Annotated in this window: 15 protein-coding genes and 1 pseudogene; 12 read left to right on the plus strand and 4 right to left on the minus strand. The window is 72.1% G+C overall.

Annotation, left to right across the window (positions count from 1 at the left end; all coding sequences use genetic code 11):
• The 6 genes and pseudogenes from ACRDTB_RS32515 to ACRDTB_RS32540 form a co-directional block, all read left to right on the plus strand.
• Positions 1–521: pseudogene (locus ACRDTB_RS32515) on the plus strand (hypothetical protein); the annotation flags it as partial.
• A gap of 88 nt (positions 522–609) precedes the next feature.
• Positions 610–1,488 carry a hypothetical protein gene (locus ACRDTB_RS32520; protein WP_431436034.1) on the plus strand — a complete coding sequence of 293 codons (879 nt, stop codon included), beginning with the start codon at positions 610–612 and terminating at the stop codon, positions 1,486–1,488.
• A gap of 11 nt (positions 1,489–1,499) precedes the next feature.
• Positions 1,500–2,531 (plus strand): aldo/keto reductase, encoded by a 1,032-nt coding sequence (locus ACRDTB_RS32525; protein ID WP_431436035.1) that lies wholly within the window; start codon positions 1,500–1,502, stop codon positions 2,529–2,531.
• 70 nt (positions 2,532–2,601) lie between these two features.
• Entirely contained in the window at positions 2,602–3,258 is a 657-nt protein-coding gene (locus tag ACRDTB_RS32530; protein WP_431436036.1) for a TetR/AcrR family transcriptional regulator, read from the plus strand.
• The gene (locus ACRDTB_RS32535) at positions 3,239–3,733 is read left to right on the plus strand and encodes an SRPBCC family protein (RefSeq protein WP_431436037.1); all 495 of its coding nucleotides are present in this window, start codon (positions 3,239–3,241) and stop codon (positions 3,731–3,733) included. The genes ACRDTB_RS32530 and ACRDTB_RS32535 overlap by 20 nt, the downstream gene beginning before the upstream one ends.
• Before the next feature lie 13 nt (positions 3,734–3,746).
• Positions 3,747–4,163: an OsmC family protein gene (locus tag ACRDTB_RS32540; protein ID WP_431436038.1), complete on the plus strand. Its 417-nt coding sequence runs from the start codon at positions 3,747–3,749 to the stop codon at positions 4,161–4,163.
• A gap of 63 nt (positions 4,164–4,226) precedes the next feature.
• On the opposite strand, the gene ACRDTB_RS32545 is transcribed toward ACRDTB_RS32540, so the two are convergent.
• A complete protein-coding gene (locus ACRDTB_RS32545) occupies positions 4,227–5,264 on the minus strand; it encodes an AraC family transcriptional regulator ligand-binding domain-containing protein (RefSeq protein WP_431436039.1) in 1,038 nt (345 codons plus the stop codon).
• 90 nt (positions 5,265–5,354) lie between these two features.
• Here ACRDTB_RS32545 and ACRDTB_RS32550 point away from each other — a divergent pair, with 90 nt between their 5' ends.
• Both ACRDTB_RS32550 and ACRDTB_RS32555 read left to right on the plus strand, forming a co-directional pair.
• On the plus strand, positions 5,355–6,257 hold the full coding sequence (locus ACRDTB_RS32550; RefSeq protein WP_431436040.1) for a pentapeptide repeat-containing protein: 903 nt from the start codon (positions 5,355–5,357) through the stop codon (positions 6,255–6,257).
• A gap of 61 nt (positions 6,258–6,318) precedes the next feature.
• A complete protein-coding gene (locus tag ACRDTB_RS32555) occupies positions 6,319–7,641 on the plus strand; it encodes an MGH1-like glycoside hydrolase domain-containing protein (RefSeq protein WP_431436041.1) in 1,323 nt (440 codons plus the stop codon).
• 13 nt (positions 7,642–7,654) lie between these two features.
• On the opposite strand, the gene ACRDTB_RS32560 is transcribed toward ACRDTB_RS32555, so the two are convergent.
• From ACRDTB_RS32560 to ACRDTB_RS32570, 3 genes are all read right to left on the minus strand, one after another.
• Positions 7,655–10,042, minus strand: a complete 2,388-nt coding sequence (locus tag ACRDTB_RS32560; protein ID WP_431436042.1) for an ATP-binding cassette domain-containing protein — start codon at positions 10,040–10,042, stop codon at positions 7,655–7,657.
• A gap of 112 nt (positions 10,043–10,154) precedes the next feature.
• The gene (locus tag ACRDTB_RS32565) at positions 10,155–11,435 is read right to left on the minus strand and encodes an MFS transporter (protein ID WP_431436043.1); all 1,281 of its coding nucleotides are present in this window, start codon (positions 11,433–11,435) and stop codon (positions 10,155–10,157) included.
• An 11-nt stretch (positions 11,436–11,446) separates the two neighbouring features.
• Positions 11,447–11,860 (minus strand): VOC family protein, encoded by a 414-nt coding sequence (locus tag ACRDTB_RS32570; protein WP_431436047.1) that lies wholly within the window; start codon positions 11,858–11,860, stop codon positions 11,447–11,449.
• A 489-nt stretch (positions 11,861–12,349) separates the two neighbouring features.
• Here ACRDTB_RS32570 and ACRDTB_RS32575 point away from each other — a divergent pair, with 489 nt between their 5' ends.
• The 4 genes from ACRDTB_RS32575 to ACRDTB_RS32590 all read left to right on the plus strand — a co-directional run bounded on the left by ACRDTB_RS32575 (position 12,350) and on the right by ACRDTB_RS32590 (position 14,773).
• Entirely contained in the window at positions 12,350–12,724 is a 375-nt protein-coding gene (locus ACRDTB_RS32575) for an ArsR/SmtB family transcription factor (RefSeq protein ID WP_431436044.1), read from the plus strand.
• Between the two features lie 359 nt (positions 12,725–13,083).
• Positions 13,084–13,245: a hypothetical protein gene (locus tag ACRDTB_RS32580; protein WP_431436045.1), complete on the plus strand. Its 162-nt coding sequence runs from the start codon at positions 13,084–13,086 to the stop codon at positions 13,243–13,245.
• Positions 13,242–13,955, plus strand: a complete 714-nt coding sequence (locus tag ACRDTB_RS32585; protein ID WP_431436046.1) for an NADH-quinone oxidoreductase subunit C — start codon at positions 13,242–13,244, stop codon at positions 13,953–13,955. The genes ACRDTB_RS32580 and ACRDTB_RS32585 overlap by 4 nt, the downstream gene beginning before the upstream one ends.
• Complete coding sequence (locus tag ACRDTB_RS32590; protein WP_431436048.1) at positions 13,874–14,773, plus strand: hypothetical protein; 900 nt, start codon at positions 13,874–13,876, stop codon at positions 14,771–14,773. The genes ACRDTB_RS32585 and ACRDTB_RS32590 overlap by 82 nt, the downstream gene beginning before the upstream one ends.
• Positions 14,774–15,081: the final 308 nt, after the last annotated feature.

Here is a 15,081-nt window from a genome sequence, read left to right on the forward strand (position 1 = left end):
CCGCGGCGGCGCCAGGCCCGCCCGCGGCGCTGCCGCCCGCCGCGCCCGCGGCACCGTCCGCCGGGTCGCCGAAGCGTGGCTACAAGCTGGCCTGGGCCGTGGCCGCGGGCGTCGCCGTCCTGCTGGTCTTCGGCGCCATCGTGGGCAACGACGACGACACGACCTCGTCGAACCCGACGGCCGGCGAGACGACGACCGAGCCGCTGCCGACGACCACCCGACCCGCGCCGACGACCACGACCACCACCACGACCGTCGCGCCCAAGCCCGTCGCGCCGAAGCCGAAACCCAAGCCCAAGCCGCGCGTGACGACCCCGAGGCCGGCCGCGCCGCCGCCGCCGGAGCCCAAGCCCGCGTCCGACTGCGACGAGAATTACACCGGCTGCGTCCCGGTGGCGAGCGACGTCGACTGCGCCGGCGGCAGCGGCGACGGTCCGGCGTACGCGACCGGCCCGGTCCAGGTGATCGGTGCGGACGTGTACGACCTCGACGGGAACGGCGACGGCACGGCCTGCGAGTAGCTCGCGGCGCCGGCCCGCCGCGGCCGGGGTAACGGATCGCGCGGCGTGCCGATGGACGGGCGTAGCGGTTCGTCGTCTGGAGTGCGTGGTGATCGAGAACTCGTCGGCCGGCCTGGAGATGTTGCCGGGTGAGGCGTACGTGACGGTCAGCCACGAGAAGCACCACCAGTACGCCCTGGCCCGCTACCGCGTCGCCCCGGGCGAGCGGCGGCACGTCGCCGTCGAGCTCGGCTGGTGCACGATCCGCGCCGGCCGCCACCGCGGCGAGAGCGCGATCGAGGTCCGGCTGGACGGTCGCCCGGTCGGCGAGCTCACCTTCCTGATGTCGCGGCGCTACGCGCCCGTGGTCAAGGAGATCGTCGAGGGCGGTGGCCGGCCGGGGTGCGAGGCGGTCGTCCAGCGGACCACCAAGGGCCTGTCCGTCATGCTGCGCCTGCCCCGGTCCGTCGAGGCCACGGCCCCGGCTTCGACCCTCGTGGGTCCGCCCGTCGTGGCGAACCGGCCCGCGCGTCGCCGCGGCGTCCGGCCGGGCTGGGTCGCCGCGGGCATCGTCGCGGTCCTCGCCATGGTGGCGGTCGTCGGCTTCACGACGTCCTCGACGTCCTCGAACGGCACGGCGGGCGGTGGCGTCACCGCGACGACCGGGCCGGATCAGGCGGCTCCGGCCAGCACCACGACCGCCGGCACGACCACGACGCCGGGCCGGAGCACGTCCACCGCGCCAACGACCACGAGGCGGACGGCCACCCCGGTGCCCCCGCGCACGACGACGCCGTCGCCGGCGCCCCGGCCGGCCCCGGCGCCCACGTGCGATCCGAACTACCGGGGCGGCTGCGTCCCGGTGGCGAGCGACGTCGACTGCGCGGGCAGGAACAACGGCCCGGTGTTCGTGCCCGGCCCGATCCGGGTGGTCGGTACGGACGTCCACCACCTCGACCCGAACAAGGACGGCGTCGCCTGCGAGTAGGTTCTGCGGCCATGCAGTACCGCACCCTGGGCAGCACCGGCACCGTCGTGTCCGCGCAGTGCCTCGGCACGATGACGTTCGGCCACGAGAGCGACGAGGAGACCGCACACGCGCAGCTCGACCGGTTCGTCGAGCTCGGCGGGAACTTCGTGGACACCGCCGACGTGTACACGGCCGGCCGGTCGGAGGAGATCATCGGCCGGTGGCTGGCGCGCACGAGGCAGCGGGACCGGCTCGTCATCGCCACCAAGGGCCGCTTCCCCATGGGCGGCCCCGACGACACCGGACCCAACGACGCCGGCCTGTCGCGCACCCACCTCGGCCGCGCGCTCGACGCCAGCCTGCGCCGCCTCGGCGTGGACGCGGTCGATCTCTACCAGGCGCACGCGTGGGACCCGCTGACCCCGATCGAGGAGACGCTCGCCTTCTTCGACGACGCCGTGCGGGCGGGCAAGATCCGCTACGCCGGGGTGAGCAACTTCGTCGGCTGGCAGCTGCAGAAGGCGGCCCTGCTGGCGAGCGACACGGCGCCGATCGTCACCCTGCAGCCGCAGTACAACCTGCTCGCCCGCGACATCGAGTTCGAGCTCGTGGACGTCTGCCTGGGCGAGGACATCGGAATGCTTCCGTGGTCCCCACTCGCCGGCGGCTGGCTGACCGGCAAGTACACCCGCGACACGGCCCCGTCCGGCGCAACCCGCCTGGGCGAGGACCCGGCGCGCGGCATGGAGGCGTACGGCCCGCGCGCCGCCCAGGAGCGCACGTGGCGGATCATCGACGCGGTCCGCGAGGTGGCCGAGTCCCGCGGTGTCCCGATGTCCCAGGTGGCGCTGGCCTGGGTCGCCGCCCGCCCGGCCGTCACGTCGGTCATCCTCGGCGCCCGCACACTGTCCCAACTGGACGACAACCTCGCGGCCGCGGACCTTCGCCTGTCGGACAAGGAGACCCAGCTGCTCACCGACGTGAGCGCGCCGCTGGTGGCCGACTACCCGTACGGCCGACCGGGCGTCGAGCAACGCGCCCGCGGCCTCGGTTCAGCCTGACGTCCACCGCGCGTCACCGGGAGCGATCACGGGGTCTTGACGGCCGGCCGAATGGCTATAAGCTCTAGCTGTGGCTAGTACCTATAGCCAAGCGGACCGGCGGTCGGCCCGGCGCGCGCGGACGATCGAGGACGCGCTCGACGCGGCCGAGGCGATCATGCGCGAGCAGGGCGTCGGCGGGCTGTCGATGTCCGAGGTCGCGCGTCGGCTCGGGATGCGGCAGCCCTCGCTCTACAAGTACTTCTCCTCGCTGCACGCCCTGTTCGACGCGCTGTTCGCCCGCGGCCTGGCCCGTACCGACGCCGCCGTCACGGCCGCGATTCGCCGGCGGCCGCCCGGTGTGCCGCGGCTGCGCGCGGGGGCCCGGGCGCTGATGCGCTGGGCGGTGGAGAACCCGGCGCTGGCGCAGTTGCTGTACTGGCGGCCGGTCCCGGGCTTCGAGCCGAGCGCGGAGACCTTCGCCGCCAGCCGGGACCAGATGGCCACCGTCCGGACCGAGCTCGCCGCCGCCGCCGGCTCGGGGCAGCTGCGCGCGGCGGCCGCCACCGACGAGGCGCTGCTGCTCTACACGGTCGTGATCAGCGGCGTGATCTCCCAGCAGCTGGCCAACGAGCCCGGCGCGAGCTTCGCCGCCGGCAGGTTTTCCCGCCTCACCGACGAGGCCCTCGACATGTACTTCGCCCGCTACGCGCCAGCCGGAGGAACCGATGCAGACCCTCGACCATGACCAGGTGACCGGCCACATCGCCGCCCCGCCGCAGGCGGTCTACGCGCTCATCGCGGACGTCACCAGGATGCCGGAGTTCAGCCCCGAGATCGTGCGCTGCACCTGGCTCGACGGGGCGAACGGCCCGGCCGTCGGCGCCCGCTTCGTGGCGGTCAACAAGGTGGGCGACGGCCCGTCCTGGAAGAACCGGCCGGTCGTCGTCACGGCCGACTCCGGGCGTGAGTTCGCGTTCTCCCGCACCGAGAAGTTCGCCGGCACGCTGGTGTGGCGCTACGTCTTCGAGCCCGACGGCGAGGGCACCCTGGTGACCGAGTCGTACACGGTCACCAGGCCGATCACCTGGCTGGGCTGGCTGATCATCCGCCTGTTCGGCGGCGGGCCGGACCGGCGCGCCGTGATCCGCGCGGGCATGGAGCGGACGGTGGCGCGCGTCCGCGAGACCGCCGAGCGCGAAGCCCGCCTCGACACCAGGTGACTACCGTGGCGGCATGGCTGAGGACACCTCCAGGTCGGTCCGGATCGAGCGGACCGCGGTCGGGCGGTACACCGTCCACAACGCGCGCGGCGCCACGATCCCGGTCGGCGGCGACGACTTCTCCCCCGTGGAGCTGCTGCTGGCGGCGATCGGCAGCTGCACCGCGATCGACACTGACGTGGTGACCAGCCGCCGCGCCGAGCCGACCGCCTTCACCGTGACGGTCACCGGTGACAAGGTGGCCGACCGGGACACCGGCAACCGGATGGAGAACCTCGCCGTGACCTTCGAGGTGACGTTTCCCGAGGGCGAGGCCGGCGACGCCGCCCGCGCCCTGCTGCCCCGCACGGTCAAGCTCTCCCACGACAAGCTCTGCACGGTCAGCCGGACGGTCGAGCGCGGCACCCCGGTCACCCCGGTCATCCGCTGAGCGCGCCCCGCGGTCCGGCCGCGGCTCACGTGCGCGGTCGGTCAGCGGCCGGGCGCGACCGGTTCAGCGCATCGAGCCAGCCGGGTAGGTGCCGGCGCGGTCCAGGCCCGGGGTGGTGCCGGCCCAGCGGAGGTAGGCCCGGTAGAAGGCGCGGACGTCGGCGAAGCCGGTGAGTGTCGCGATCTCCTTGAACGGTCGCGGGCTGGTGCGGACCAGGTCCAGCGCCAGCTCGCGGCGCACCGCCTCACGCTGCTCGCGGAACGTCGTGCCCTCGGCGGCGAGCCTGCGGTGCAGCGTGCGCTCGCTGAGCACGAGGGCCCGCGCGGCGGCCGCGGCGGTGGTCGGCTCGCCCTCGGTGAGCCGGTCGGCCAGCCAGCGGCGGACCTGTACCCAGTGGGGCGCCGGCTCGGTCGACGTGCGCAGCGCCGCGACGTGGCCGGCGAGGACGTTGGCGAGACCGGGGTGGGCGGTGCGAATCGGCCGGTCGAGCACGTCCGCGGTCAGCACGAACTCGGTGTGGCGGGCGCCGAACTCCAGACCGGGGCCGAAGTACTCCTCGTGCGCCCGGGTGTCCGGCGGCGCCGGGTGGGCGAAGCGCACGTGCGCGGGGAAGACGTCGAGGCCGACGCTGCCGCGGAAGTAGCCGACGAAGTCGGCGACCTGGAACTCGGCCTCGCAGCGTGCGCCGAGCCGCTCGGGGTCGAGTCCCTCCAGGACCACGGACATCCCGCCGCGGCCGGTGTCGTAGGTGGCGAGCGTGTAGGCGGTGGTCCACGCGCTGGTGTTGGCGACCGCGGCGCGGACGCCGTCGCGGACACTCGGGCACGCGGCCGCGAGCAGGTACACGGCACTGCGTGTGTCGTGGACGGCGGCGTTGGCCACGCGCACCGGGAGGCCGGGGTCGTCCAGCCGGCGGATCACGGCCTCCCACGTGGCGAACAGCCGCTCCGCGGGCACCCGGCGCGCGAAGTCGGTGAGCTCGGCCGGGTCCATGCCGGTGAGTCCGCGCAGCTCGGCCTCGCCGATCCCGCTGCGGATCGACTCCTGCCAGATCTGGTGCACCGTCACCACCGTGTGCGTGGCGTGGCGGGAACGGTCCATGGATTGGCAGGTTAAACCCTCCGCACCCGGTCGGGAGCCTGAAAGCGTCGACGCCCCGAGTGGTTGTGTCAGGAAAGGACGGACGTTCGTATGGTGCGGAAGTTGGCCGGCCCGGTGCTGGGCCTCGTGGCGGTGCCGGCTTTGGTGCTGACCGGGTGCGGCTCCGGCGGGGAGACGGCCGGCACGCCCAGCGGACCGGAGGCCGTCCAGGAGGAGACCACGTCGGGCCCGGCCGACGCCGCGAACACCCTGTCGTGCGCGCCCGGGTCCGGCCGCATGTTCGCCGACGAAGACCCCATGAACAGCACCGACCTGTCCGGCGCGGCGCTGGACTGCGCCGTGTTCGACGACCAGACCATGAACACGGTGCTCCTGACGGAGGCGCAGCTGTCCGGCGCCGAGTTCCGGGAGTCCACTCTGAACAGGGTGGACTTCACCCGGGCCACCCTGGTCGGCGCGGTGTTCGAGGAGAGCACGCTCAACTCGGTCGACTTCAGCGAGGCGGACCTGAGCGGCGCCGACCTGCGCGAGGCCCAGCTGAACGCGGTGAACTTCGCCGGCGCGACCTGCCCGGACGGTGCTGCGGCGGACGGCGACAGCTGCGCGGCGCACCTGACCCCGCTGCCCATCGAGCCCGGCGCCGGACCGGGCACGGACGCCGAGCCGCCCGGCGAGACCCCGGACGCGCCCGCACCGACCGCCACGACGAACGCACCGCAGGCCCCGGACGGCCCCGTCGCGCCGCCGGCGTTCAACGACACCGTGCAGGGCACCTACCGCTGCGAGGGCGGCGACGTCCTGGTCAACGGGGCGGACAGCGACCTGCATCTCACCGGCACGTGCGGCACGGTGATCGTGAACGGCGCCGACAGCGAGGTCGAGGTCGACGCGGCCCCGCGCATCCTGGTGAACGGGGCCCGGGCATCGGTGACCTACCACGGCGAGAGCCAGGTCGTGGTCAACGGCGCCGGCGCCACCGCCCACCAGGGCTAGCACTGTCCACTCGGGACATCAGGGCGACGGCCGGGCTACCGGGCGGCTACAGTCCGAGGGCATGAGTTCCGGGCCGCCAGCACCGACGCTCGTGTCCGGCCGGGAGACCTACGACTCGGCCTACGCCAAGGCCGTCCGCGACGTGGCGGCGTCCGTCTCCGGTCGCGCGTTCGTGGCGGGGGAGTCGTGGCCGACGGTGTGGGTCCGGGACGCCTCCTACGCCATAGACCTGGGTTGTGGGTTGCTGCGACCCGAGGTCTCCCGGGCCACCATGCGCGGCGTGGGCGGCGCCGACGGGTGGACGCAGGACCGGGCGGCGCACTTCGGCGGGTGGCCACGGCTCACCGACTCCGTGGTCGGCGCCGTGGGCGCGTGGGCCTGCTACGTGGCCACCGGCGACCTGGACTTCCTGCGCTGGAGCCACGACGTCACCCGCGCGAGCCTGGCCCGCGCCGAACGGGAGGTCTTCGACGGCGGGCTGGTCCGGGGCTGTGCCAGCTTCATGGAGTCCAACAGCGCCTACCCGCCGCGGTTCGCGTGGCGCGGCCGGGCGGTCGGCGCGACGAAGGCGTTGAGCACCAACGTTCTCCACCACCGCGCCTACACGCTGGCGGCCCGCGCGGCCACGCTCCTCGGCGAGGACCCCGAGCCGTTCCGGACCCGGGCGGCGGCGCTGAGACAGGCGATCAACGACCGCCTGTGGCTGCCGGAGCACGGCCGCTACGCGTACTACGAGGACGCCGACGGCCGGCCTTCGGATCGCTGGGAGGGGCTCGGCACCGCGCTGGCGTTGCTCTGGGGCGTCGCCGACGACGAGCGCGCCGCGGCCGTCTTCCGCACCGTCACCCCGACCCGGCACGGGCTGCCGTGCCTGTGGCCGCGGTACCCGTTGTGGGGGCCGTGGTTGCTGCGGGACGAGTACCACTACCACAACGGGACGGTGTGGCCGTTCGTGCAGGGCTACTGGGGCTGGGCGGCCGCCGCCCGCGGGTTCGTCGACGTGTTCGCGGCCGAGCTGGCGAGTCTCGCCGACCTGGCCGGGCGAGCCGAGACCTACCACGAGTTCTACCGGCCCGACACCGGGCGGCCGGACGGCTCCGCCCGGCAACTGTGGAGCGCGGCGGGCTACCTGGCGATGGTCCACTATGGACTGTTCGGCCTGCGCCTCGACGGCGAGGAGGTCCGCTTCCGGCCCGTCGTCCCGGCCGGCTTCGCCCGGATGCGGCTGTCCGGGCTCACCTTCCGCGGCCGCACCCTGGAGGTCACGATCACCGGGTCGGGCAGCCGGATCGAGTCGTTCACAGTGGACGGTGTGAGCCGACCCGACCACGCGGTCCCCGCCACCCCGGCCGGCCCGCACCGCGTGGACATCGTGCTGGGCTGACCCGGAGCGGACCTCAGGTGCGGACGTAGGCCGCGAGGTGCTCGCCGGTGAGGGTGGAGCGGGTGGCGACGAGGTCGGCGGGGGCGCCCTCGAAGACGATCCGGCCGCCGTCGTGGCCGGCGCCGGGGCCGAGGTCGATGATCCAGTCGGCGTGTGCCATGACCGCCTGGTGGTGCTCGATGACGATGACCGACTTGCCGGAGTCGACGAGCCGGTCGAGCAGGCCCAGCAGTTGCTCCACGTCGGCCAGGTGCAACCCGGTCGTTGGCTCGTCGAGCACGTAGATCCCGCCCTTCTCGCCCATGTGCGTGGCGAGCTTGAGCCGCTGGCGCTCGCCGCCGGAGAGGGTGGTGAGCGGCTGCCCGAGGTGGAGGTAGCCCAGCCCGACGTCGGCGAGCCGGTCGAGGATCTTGTGCGCGGCCGGCGTGCTCGCCTCGCCGGCGCAGAAGAAGTCCTCGGCCTCGGCCACCGACATCGCGAGCACTTCGCTGATGTCACGGCCGCCGAGCTTGTACTCCAGCACCGCGGCTCCGAACCGCTTGCCCTCGCACTCCTCGCAGGTGGTGGCGACGGTCTCCATGACGCCCAGCTCGGTATAGATCACACCGGCGCCGTTGCAGGTGGGGCACGCGCCCTCGGAGTTGGCGCTGAACAGCGCCGGCTTGACGCCGTTGGCCTTCGCGAACGCCTTGCGGATCGGCTCGAGCAGGCCGGTGTAGGTGGCCGGGTTGGAACGGCGGGAGCCCTTGATGGCGGTCTGGTCGATGACGATCACGCCATCACGACCCGCGAGGTTTCCGTGGATCAGGGAGCTCTTGCCGGAGCCGGCGACGCCTGTCACGACGGTGAGGACGCCGGTCGGGACGTCGACGTCGACGTTCTGCAGGTTGTTCCGCCGCGCCCCGCGGATCTCCAGCGCACCGGTGGACTTCCGTACGGACTTCTTGAGGCTGGCCCGGTCGTCGAGGTGGTGGCCGGTGATGGTGTCGCTCGTCCGCAGCCCCTCGACCGTTCCCTCGAACACCACCTCGCCGCCCGCCGTGCCGGCGCCGGGGCCGAGGTCGACGACGTGGTCGCCGATCGCGATCGTCTCCGGCTTGTGCTCCACCACCAGCACGGTGTTGCCCTTGTCCCGCAGCCGCAGCAGCAGGTCGTTCATCCGCTGGATGTCATGCGGGTGCAGGCCGATGGTCGGCTCGTCGAAGACGTAGGTCACGTCCGTCAGCGCCGAGCCGAGATGGCGGATCATCTTGGTGCGCTGGGCCTCTCCCCCCGACAACGTGCCCGCCGGCCGATCGAGGCTGAGGTAGCCGAGCCCGATCTCGACGAACGAGTCGAGGGTCTGCCCCAGTGTCGTCAGCAGTGGCGCCACCGACGGCTCGTCGACCCCACGGACCCACTCGGCCAGATCGCTGATCTGCATCGCGCAGACGTCGGCGATGCTGACCCCCTTGATTTTCGACGATCGAGCCGCCTCGGACAGCCGGGTGCCGTCGCAGTCGGGACACGGCGTGAACGTGATCGCCCGGTCCACGAACTTGCGGATGTGCGGCTGCATCGCCTCGCGGTCCTTGGACAGCATCGACTTCTGGATCTTCGGGATCAGCCCCTCGTACGTCAGGTTGACACCCTCGACCTTGATCTTCGTCGGCTCCTTGTAGAGCAGGTCGTGCAGTTCGTTCTTGGTGTACTTGCGAATCGGCTTGTCCAGATCGAGGCCAACACCGCGGATCAGGCGTCCCTGCCAGCCGTCCATGGTGTAGCCGGGGACCGTGAGCGCGCCGTCACTGAGCGACAGGCTGGCGTCGTAGAGCTGCGTCAGGTCGAAGTCCGTCACCCGTCCCATGCCCTCGCACCGCGGGCACATGCCGCCCGTGATGCTGAACTCGCGACGCTCCTTGACCTTCTTCCCACCCTTCTCGAAGGTGACGGCGCCGGCGCCGCTGATCGAGGCGACGTTGAACGAGAACGCCTGTGGCGACCCGACGTGCGGCTGACCGAGCCGGCTGAACAGGATGCGCAGCAGGGCGTTGGCGTCCGTGGCGGTGCCGACGGTCGAGCGCGGGTTGGCGCCCATCCGCTCCTGGTCCACGATGATCGCCGTGGTCAGCCCGTCGAGCACGTCGACGTCGGGCCGTGCCTGCGTCGGCATGAAGCCCTGCAGGAAGGCGCTGTAGGTCTCGTTGATCATCCGCCGCGACTCCGCGGCGATCGTGGCGAACACCAGCGAGCTCTTGCCCGAGCCGGACACGCCGGTGAACACCGTCAGCCGGCGCTTCGGGATCTCGACGTTGACGTCGGAGAGGTTGTTCTCCCGCGCGCCGTACACGCGGATCAGATCGTGGCTGTCGGCGACATGCGGCGCGGGTGACAGCGTGTCCGTTCTCGTGGCCGTGCTCATCGTGTCTCCATCTGTGAGGCGGGGCCGCCTTCGCGGTCTCCGTCGGCTTCGCCTGGCTCGATCCAATCAGATTCGAGCAGTACGGGAGCCGGTCAGGTCCGTGGTGGTCACGCTAGGTGCGGATCGGGGCAGGGCGCTTCTCGATTCCTGATCGGCCTGGTCTGCGCGAGGCCAGCAGCAGGACGCACGCGACGACGCCGAGCGCCACGGTGACGAGTCCCGAGCCGCCGAGCGTCGCCCGCGGGCCCAGTGCCGTGGTGAGCGGTCCGCCGAGCGCCGTGCCGAGCGGCGACGCGGTGAGCAGCGCCGCGCTGCGGGCCGCGAGCATGGCGGCCAGGTGCTGCGGTGGGGACTTCGCCTGCATCAGCGTCACCGAGAGCGCCACGAACGGGCCGTAGATCGCGCCGCCGAGCGTGAAGCACGCGACGGTGACCGCGGTCGGCGCGTGGACCCCGAACGGCAGCAGCGAGAGTCCCCAGCCGATCACGATGACGACCATGACGGGCCAGAGCGGCAGCCGCCGCAGCGCGCCGACCGCGAGCCCGCCGAGCACCGCGCCGATGCCGAACAGCATCCAGTAGAGGCCGAGCAGCGTGCCCGGTGCGTGCAGGTCGTCGGTCACGTGGAGCGGCAGGGCGACCTCGACCGGGCCGTAGAGCAGGTTGAAGAACCAGGTGAGCATCAGCAGCCCGAGCAGCTCGGGATGGGACCGCAGCAACCCGAGCCCGCCCCGGGCGGCCGTCCGATCGACGGGGGAGACCTGCCCCGACTCCGGCAGCCGGGTGCGCGCGACGAGCACGGCGAGGAACACGTAGGTGAGGGCGTCCAGGCCGAGCACGGCCGCCGCGCTGACGTACGTCACCAGCACACCCGCGATCGCGGGCCCGGCGATCGTGGCGGCGAAGCTGAGCGAGCTGACGAGGGTGTTCGCGGCGAGTCGCTGGTCGTCGGGCAGCAGCTCGGCCAGCAGGGTGTACTTGCCCGCGCTGCCCCACGCGTGCAGCAGCGACGAGCCCGCGAGCAGCACGACGTACAGCGGCGGCGTGAGCAGCCCGGTGAGCCAGGCGAGCGGTACGACGCCGAGAAACACGCCGCGCACCACGTTGTCGGCGAGCAGCAGCCGCCTGGCCGGCATCCGGCGCAGGCGGCGACCGAACACCAGCGCGCCGACCACGCCCGGCAACGTGTACGCGGCCACCGCGCCGCCGACCCACAGCCCCGCGCTCGCCTCCGGCGCGAGCTCGATGGCGAGCCACGCCACCGCGACGAAACTCATCCCGTCCCCGAGGTAGGAGACCGCGAAGCCGATTACCAGTCGCCGGAACACCCGGTCGGCGAGCACCGGCCGGTAGGCGGCGGGGACGAGGCGTCGAAGCCTCCGGGTTCCCTTCACGGCCGGTCGGCTCAGCGCGACTCCTGAATGCGGACCACGTTGCCCGCCGGGTCGCGGATGGCGCAGTCGCGAACCCCGTACGGCTGATCGGTCGGCTCCTGGACGACGTCGGCGCCGCTGGCCCGTACCTTTTCGAAGGTGGCGTCGACGTCTTTGGTGGCCAGCAGGATGAAGCCGTAGGTGCCCTTGGCCATCATCTCGGTGATGGTGCGTCGCTCGTCGTCTGTGATGCCGTGCCCGGGTGGAGCCGGTGGCTCCAGGACGATGGACGTGCTCGGCTGGCCCGCGGGGCCGACCGTGATCCAGCGCATCTTGCCGTTTCCGACGTCGCCGCGGACCTCGAAACCGAGGGTGTCGCGATAGAAGGCCAGGGAGGCGTCTGGGTCGTCGTGCGGGAGAAAGCTCGCGTAAATCGTGATGTCCATGAAGGTCACGCTAGGTGCGGATCGAGGCCGGCGCTTCTCGATTCCTGATCGGTCGACGGCCGGGCCGGCTTGCCCACGGTCTTCGGCTCCCGCGGCCCCGCGGACGACACGGTCGCCGCGGACACGGGCGCCACCGTGGCCACCGTCGCCGAGGCCGTGGCCCGGGCCGACAGCGTGCTGCTCGCGGTACCGGCCGGCGCCGTCGAGCCGGTGGCGCAGGGCGCTGATCTCGTTCTCGGCGGCGAGTTGGTCCTCCAGCCCGATGATGCGCGCGGCGGCGGCCAGCGTGTGACCCTCGTCGAACAGGCGCATGGCTCCGCAGACCGTCAGCGACGATCGCCGGACGCAACCGAGCCGCGCTCGCCGGGCCGTGGTCGTTGACGATCACCGCGACCGACACGCCGGCCAGGCGGGCGGCGGCGGTTATGCAGTTGCTAAGGTTCGCAATTGCTGAACCATTGGCGTCAGTGGGACGCGGAGGGGGCTGGTGTGAGTAGGCCGCTATATCAGCTGAAGGCGGAGTTCTTCAAGACGTTGGGGCATCCGGCGCGGATTCGGGTGCTGGAGTTGCTCAGCCAGCGCGAGCACGCGGTCGCGGAGATGCTGCCGGAGGTGGGGATCGAGGCGACGAACCTCTCGCAGCAGTTGGCGGTGCTGCGACGGGCGGGGCTGGTGGTGGCGCGCAAGGAGGGCTCGACGGTGTTCTACGCGTTGACCAGCCCGCAGGTGGCGGAGTTGCTGGCGGTGGCGCGCACGATCCTGACGACGGTGCTGTCCGGGCAGGTGGAGTTGCTGGAGGGCTTGCGGGAATCGGGTGGTGCCGCGCCCGCCCGGCCGAGGCGGCGACGCACGGGCACCGATTGACGCGCCGGCATCCCACCGCCCCTCCGGCTTCGCCAGGCGGTGTCCCGCATCCCTCTCACGATGGAGTGCCAGACCAGGTTGGAGTACTGGTTGTTCGGGTTGTGGCGCAAGATCCGCCGAACCGGTCGGGTGGCAGAGCCCGCACCGGCACGTCCGTACTCGCGGGATTCCCCGCTGGTGCGGGAGTTGACGGGGTCGGTGCAGGTGCGGCATGTGGATGCCGGGTCGTGCAACGGGTGTGAGATCGAGATCGGGTCCGCGTTCGGCCCGGTGTACGACGCGGATCGGTACGGGGCGCGGCTGGTGGCCTCTCCCCGGCACGGGACGCGCTGCTCGTCACGGGCCCGGAGCCGGCCATCGTGGACAGTCCCGGAGCGGCCACCGCGCCCGATGCGACACCGGCCAGCACCACCGTCACCCTCGGGTGCGGCCTGGCGGTGTGCGCCGCGCTTGGTGTCGCTCCCGGACCGCTGTCGCACCTGCTGTCCCTGGCCGCCGACATCCTCACGGGAGCACCATGACCAGCACCCCGTATCCCGGTTCCCCAACGGCCGAGCCCGTCGGGTACCACCGCGCCTCGCTCACCCTCACCCCTGTCGCACTCGAACGGCACGCCGGTGAGTTGCTGGACAACGGCTTTCGCCTCGCGCTGGTCGCCGGTCACGACGACGGCGACCTCCTGCGCGCGGTCTACCTGTTCACCGACCCGGATGACCAGCGCGTCGAGCTGCACCTACCGCTGCGCGCCGACTACCCGCACCTGCCCAGCCTGGCCGGGATCTCCTTCCCCACCGGACGGTTCGAACGCGAGATGCACGACCTCTACGGCGTCATCCCGGACAGTCACCCGCTGCCCCGGCGGCTGGTCCGGCACTTCCACTGGCCCAAGGGCTGGTACCCGATGCGCCACGACGCCGGGGACCCGCCGGAGTTCGGCGACACCGAAGGCCCGTTCCCGTTCCGCAGCGTGGAAGGCGATGGCGTATACGAGATCCCCGTCGGGCCGGTCCATGCCGGGCTCATCGAACCCGGCCACTTCGCTTCTCGGTGGTCGGCGAGACCATCCTCAACCTCAAGGCCCGGCTCTGGTTCGTCCACAAGGGAATCGAGAAGCTCTTCGAGGGGCGCCGGCCGGCCGATGCGGTCGAGCTGTCCGACCGGGTCAGCGGCGACACCGCCGTCGGCCACACCCTCGCCTTCTGCCAGGCGGTCGAGGACGCCCTCGGGTTGAGCGTGCCCCAGGGGGCGCAACGGATCCGCGCGATCCTGCTGGAGCTGGAACGCCTCTACAACCACAGCACCGACCTCGGCGCGCTGTGCAACGACGTCGGCTACGGCATCCTCAACGCGCACGCGCAGCGCGTCCGCGAGCGGCTCCTGCGGATCAACGACACCGTCACCGGGCACCGGCTGCTGCGCGGCGCCGTCCACCCCGGCGGCGCGACTCTTCGCCGGCTGCCGGATCCCGAGCCGCTCACGGAGATCGCCACCGACCTCGCCGAGATCGTCACCCTCGCGCTCGATCACTCCGTGGTCCGCGACCGGTTCACCGGCACCGCCGTGCTCACCACCCAGCAGGCCGGTGACCTCGGCACCCTCGGCTACGTCGCCCGAGCCAGCGGGCTGACCGTCGACGCCCGCCACGACCACCCGCACCTGTCCCGAGGCTTCCCGCGCACCGAGCACACTCACACCGACGGCGACGTGCTGTCCCGATTCATGGTGCGCGCCGAGGAGATCCAGGCGTTGATCGCCATGATCATCCAGCTGCTCGACGACGTCGACGGCGATCGCGAACCCGCCACGGCCGATGCGGACACCGAGCCGGACGGGACCCGGTCAGGAGTGGGGATCGTCGAGGGCTGGCGGGGCACCATCGTCCACCGGGTCGAACTCGCCCCGAACGGCACCCTCACCCGGGTCAAGATCGTCGACCCGAGTTTCTTCAACTGGCCAGCCCTGCCCCTCGCCCTGACCGACACGATCGTCCCCGACTTCCCGCTCACCAACAAGAGCTTCAACCTCTCCTACGCCGGCAACGACCTCTGACGGGTCGGCTCCGAGCCGCGGCCGAGCGTGTGACACCGCCTGGAAGGACGCCTTCCGGACACTCAGTGTCCGGAAGGCGTCCTTCCAGGCCGTCGGGTGGTGCGGCTACGTGACACTGACCTTTCCGCGCGTCCTTGCGGACTTGCTAAGTTCCAATGTTGTAGCGACAGCGGTTGGTGTGGTGAGGACTGTTTCAAGATCGGTGTTTCTGGCCCGACACGCCGGGCTGAGGTCCGGCGGGATGGGCACTGAGAGTGATGACATCGGACCTTGTGAGTCCACGTAAGAGTGACAAGTCCGGGCGGCAG

This window comes from Actinophytocola sp. (assembly GCF_050699935.1).
Lineage (GTDB): Bacteria > Actinomycetota > Actinomycetes > Mycobacteriales > Pseudonocardiaceae > Actinophytocola.

Excerpts from the sequence above, each read along its gene's own strand:
- ACRDTB_RS32560 (WP_431436042.1), bottom strand. The coding sequence starts at position 10,042 with ATGAGCACGGCCACGAGAACGGACACGCTGTCACCCGCGCCGCATGTC.
- ACRDTB_RS32540 (WP_431436038.1), top strand. The coding sequence starts at position 3,747 with ATGGCTGAGGACACCTCCAGGTCGGTCCGGATCGAGCGGACCGCGGTC.
- ACRDTB_RS32570 (WP_431436047.1), bottom strand. The coding sequence starts at position 11,860 with ATGGACATCACGATTTACGCGAGCTTTCTCCCGCACGACGACCCAGAC.
- ACRDTB_RS32585 (WP_431436046.1), top strand. The coding sequence starts at position 13,242 with ATGACCAGCACCCCGTATCCCGGTTCCCCAACGGCCGAGCCCGTCGGG.
- ACRDTB_RS32555 (WP_431436041.1), top strand. The coding sequence starts at position 6,319 with ATGAGTTCCGGGCCGCCAGCACCGACGCTCGTGTCCGGCCGGGAGACC.
- ACRDTB_RS32550 (WP_431436040.1), top strand. The coding sequence starts at position 5,355 with ATGGTGCGGAAGTTGGCCGGCCCGGTGCTGGGCCTCGTGGCGGTGCCG.
- ACRDTB_RS32535 (WP_431436037.1), top strand. The coding sequence starts at position 3,239 with ATGCAGACCCTCGACCATGACCAGGTGACCGGCCACATCGCCGCCCCG.
- ACRDTB_RS32525 (WP_431436035.1), top strand. The coding sequence starts at position 1,500 with ATGCAGTACCGCACCCTGGGCAGCACCGGCACCGTCGTGTCCGCGCAG.
- ACRDTB_RS32545 (WP_431436039.1), bottom strand. The coding sequence starts at position 5,264 with ATGGACCGTTCCCGCCACGCCACGCACACGGTGGTGACGGTGCACCAG.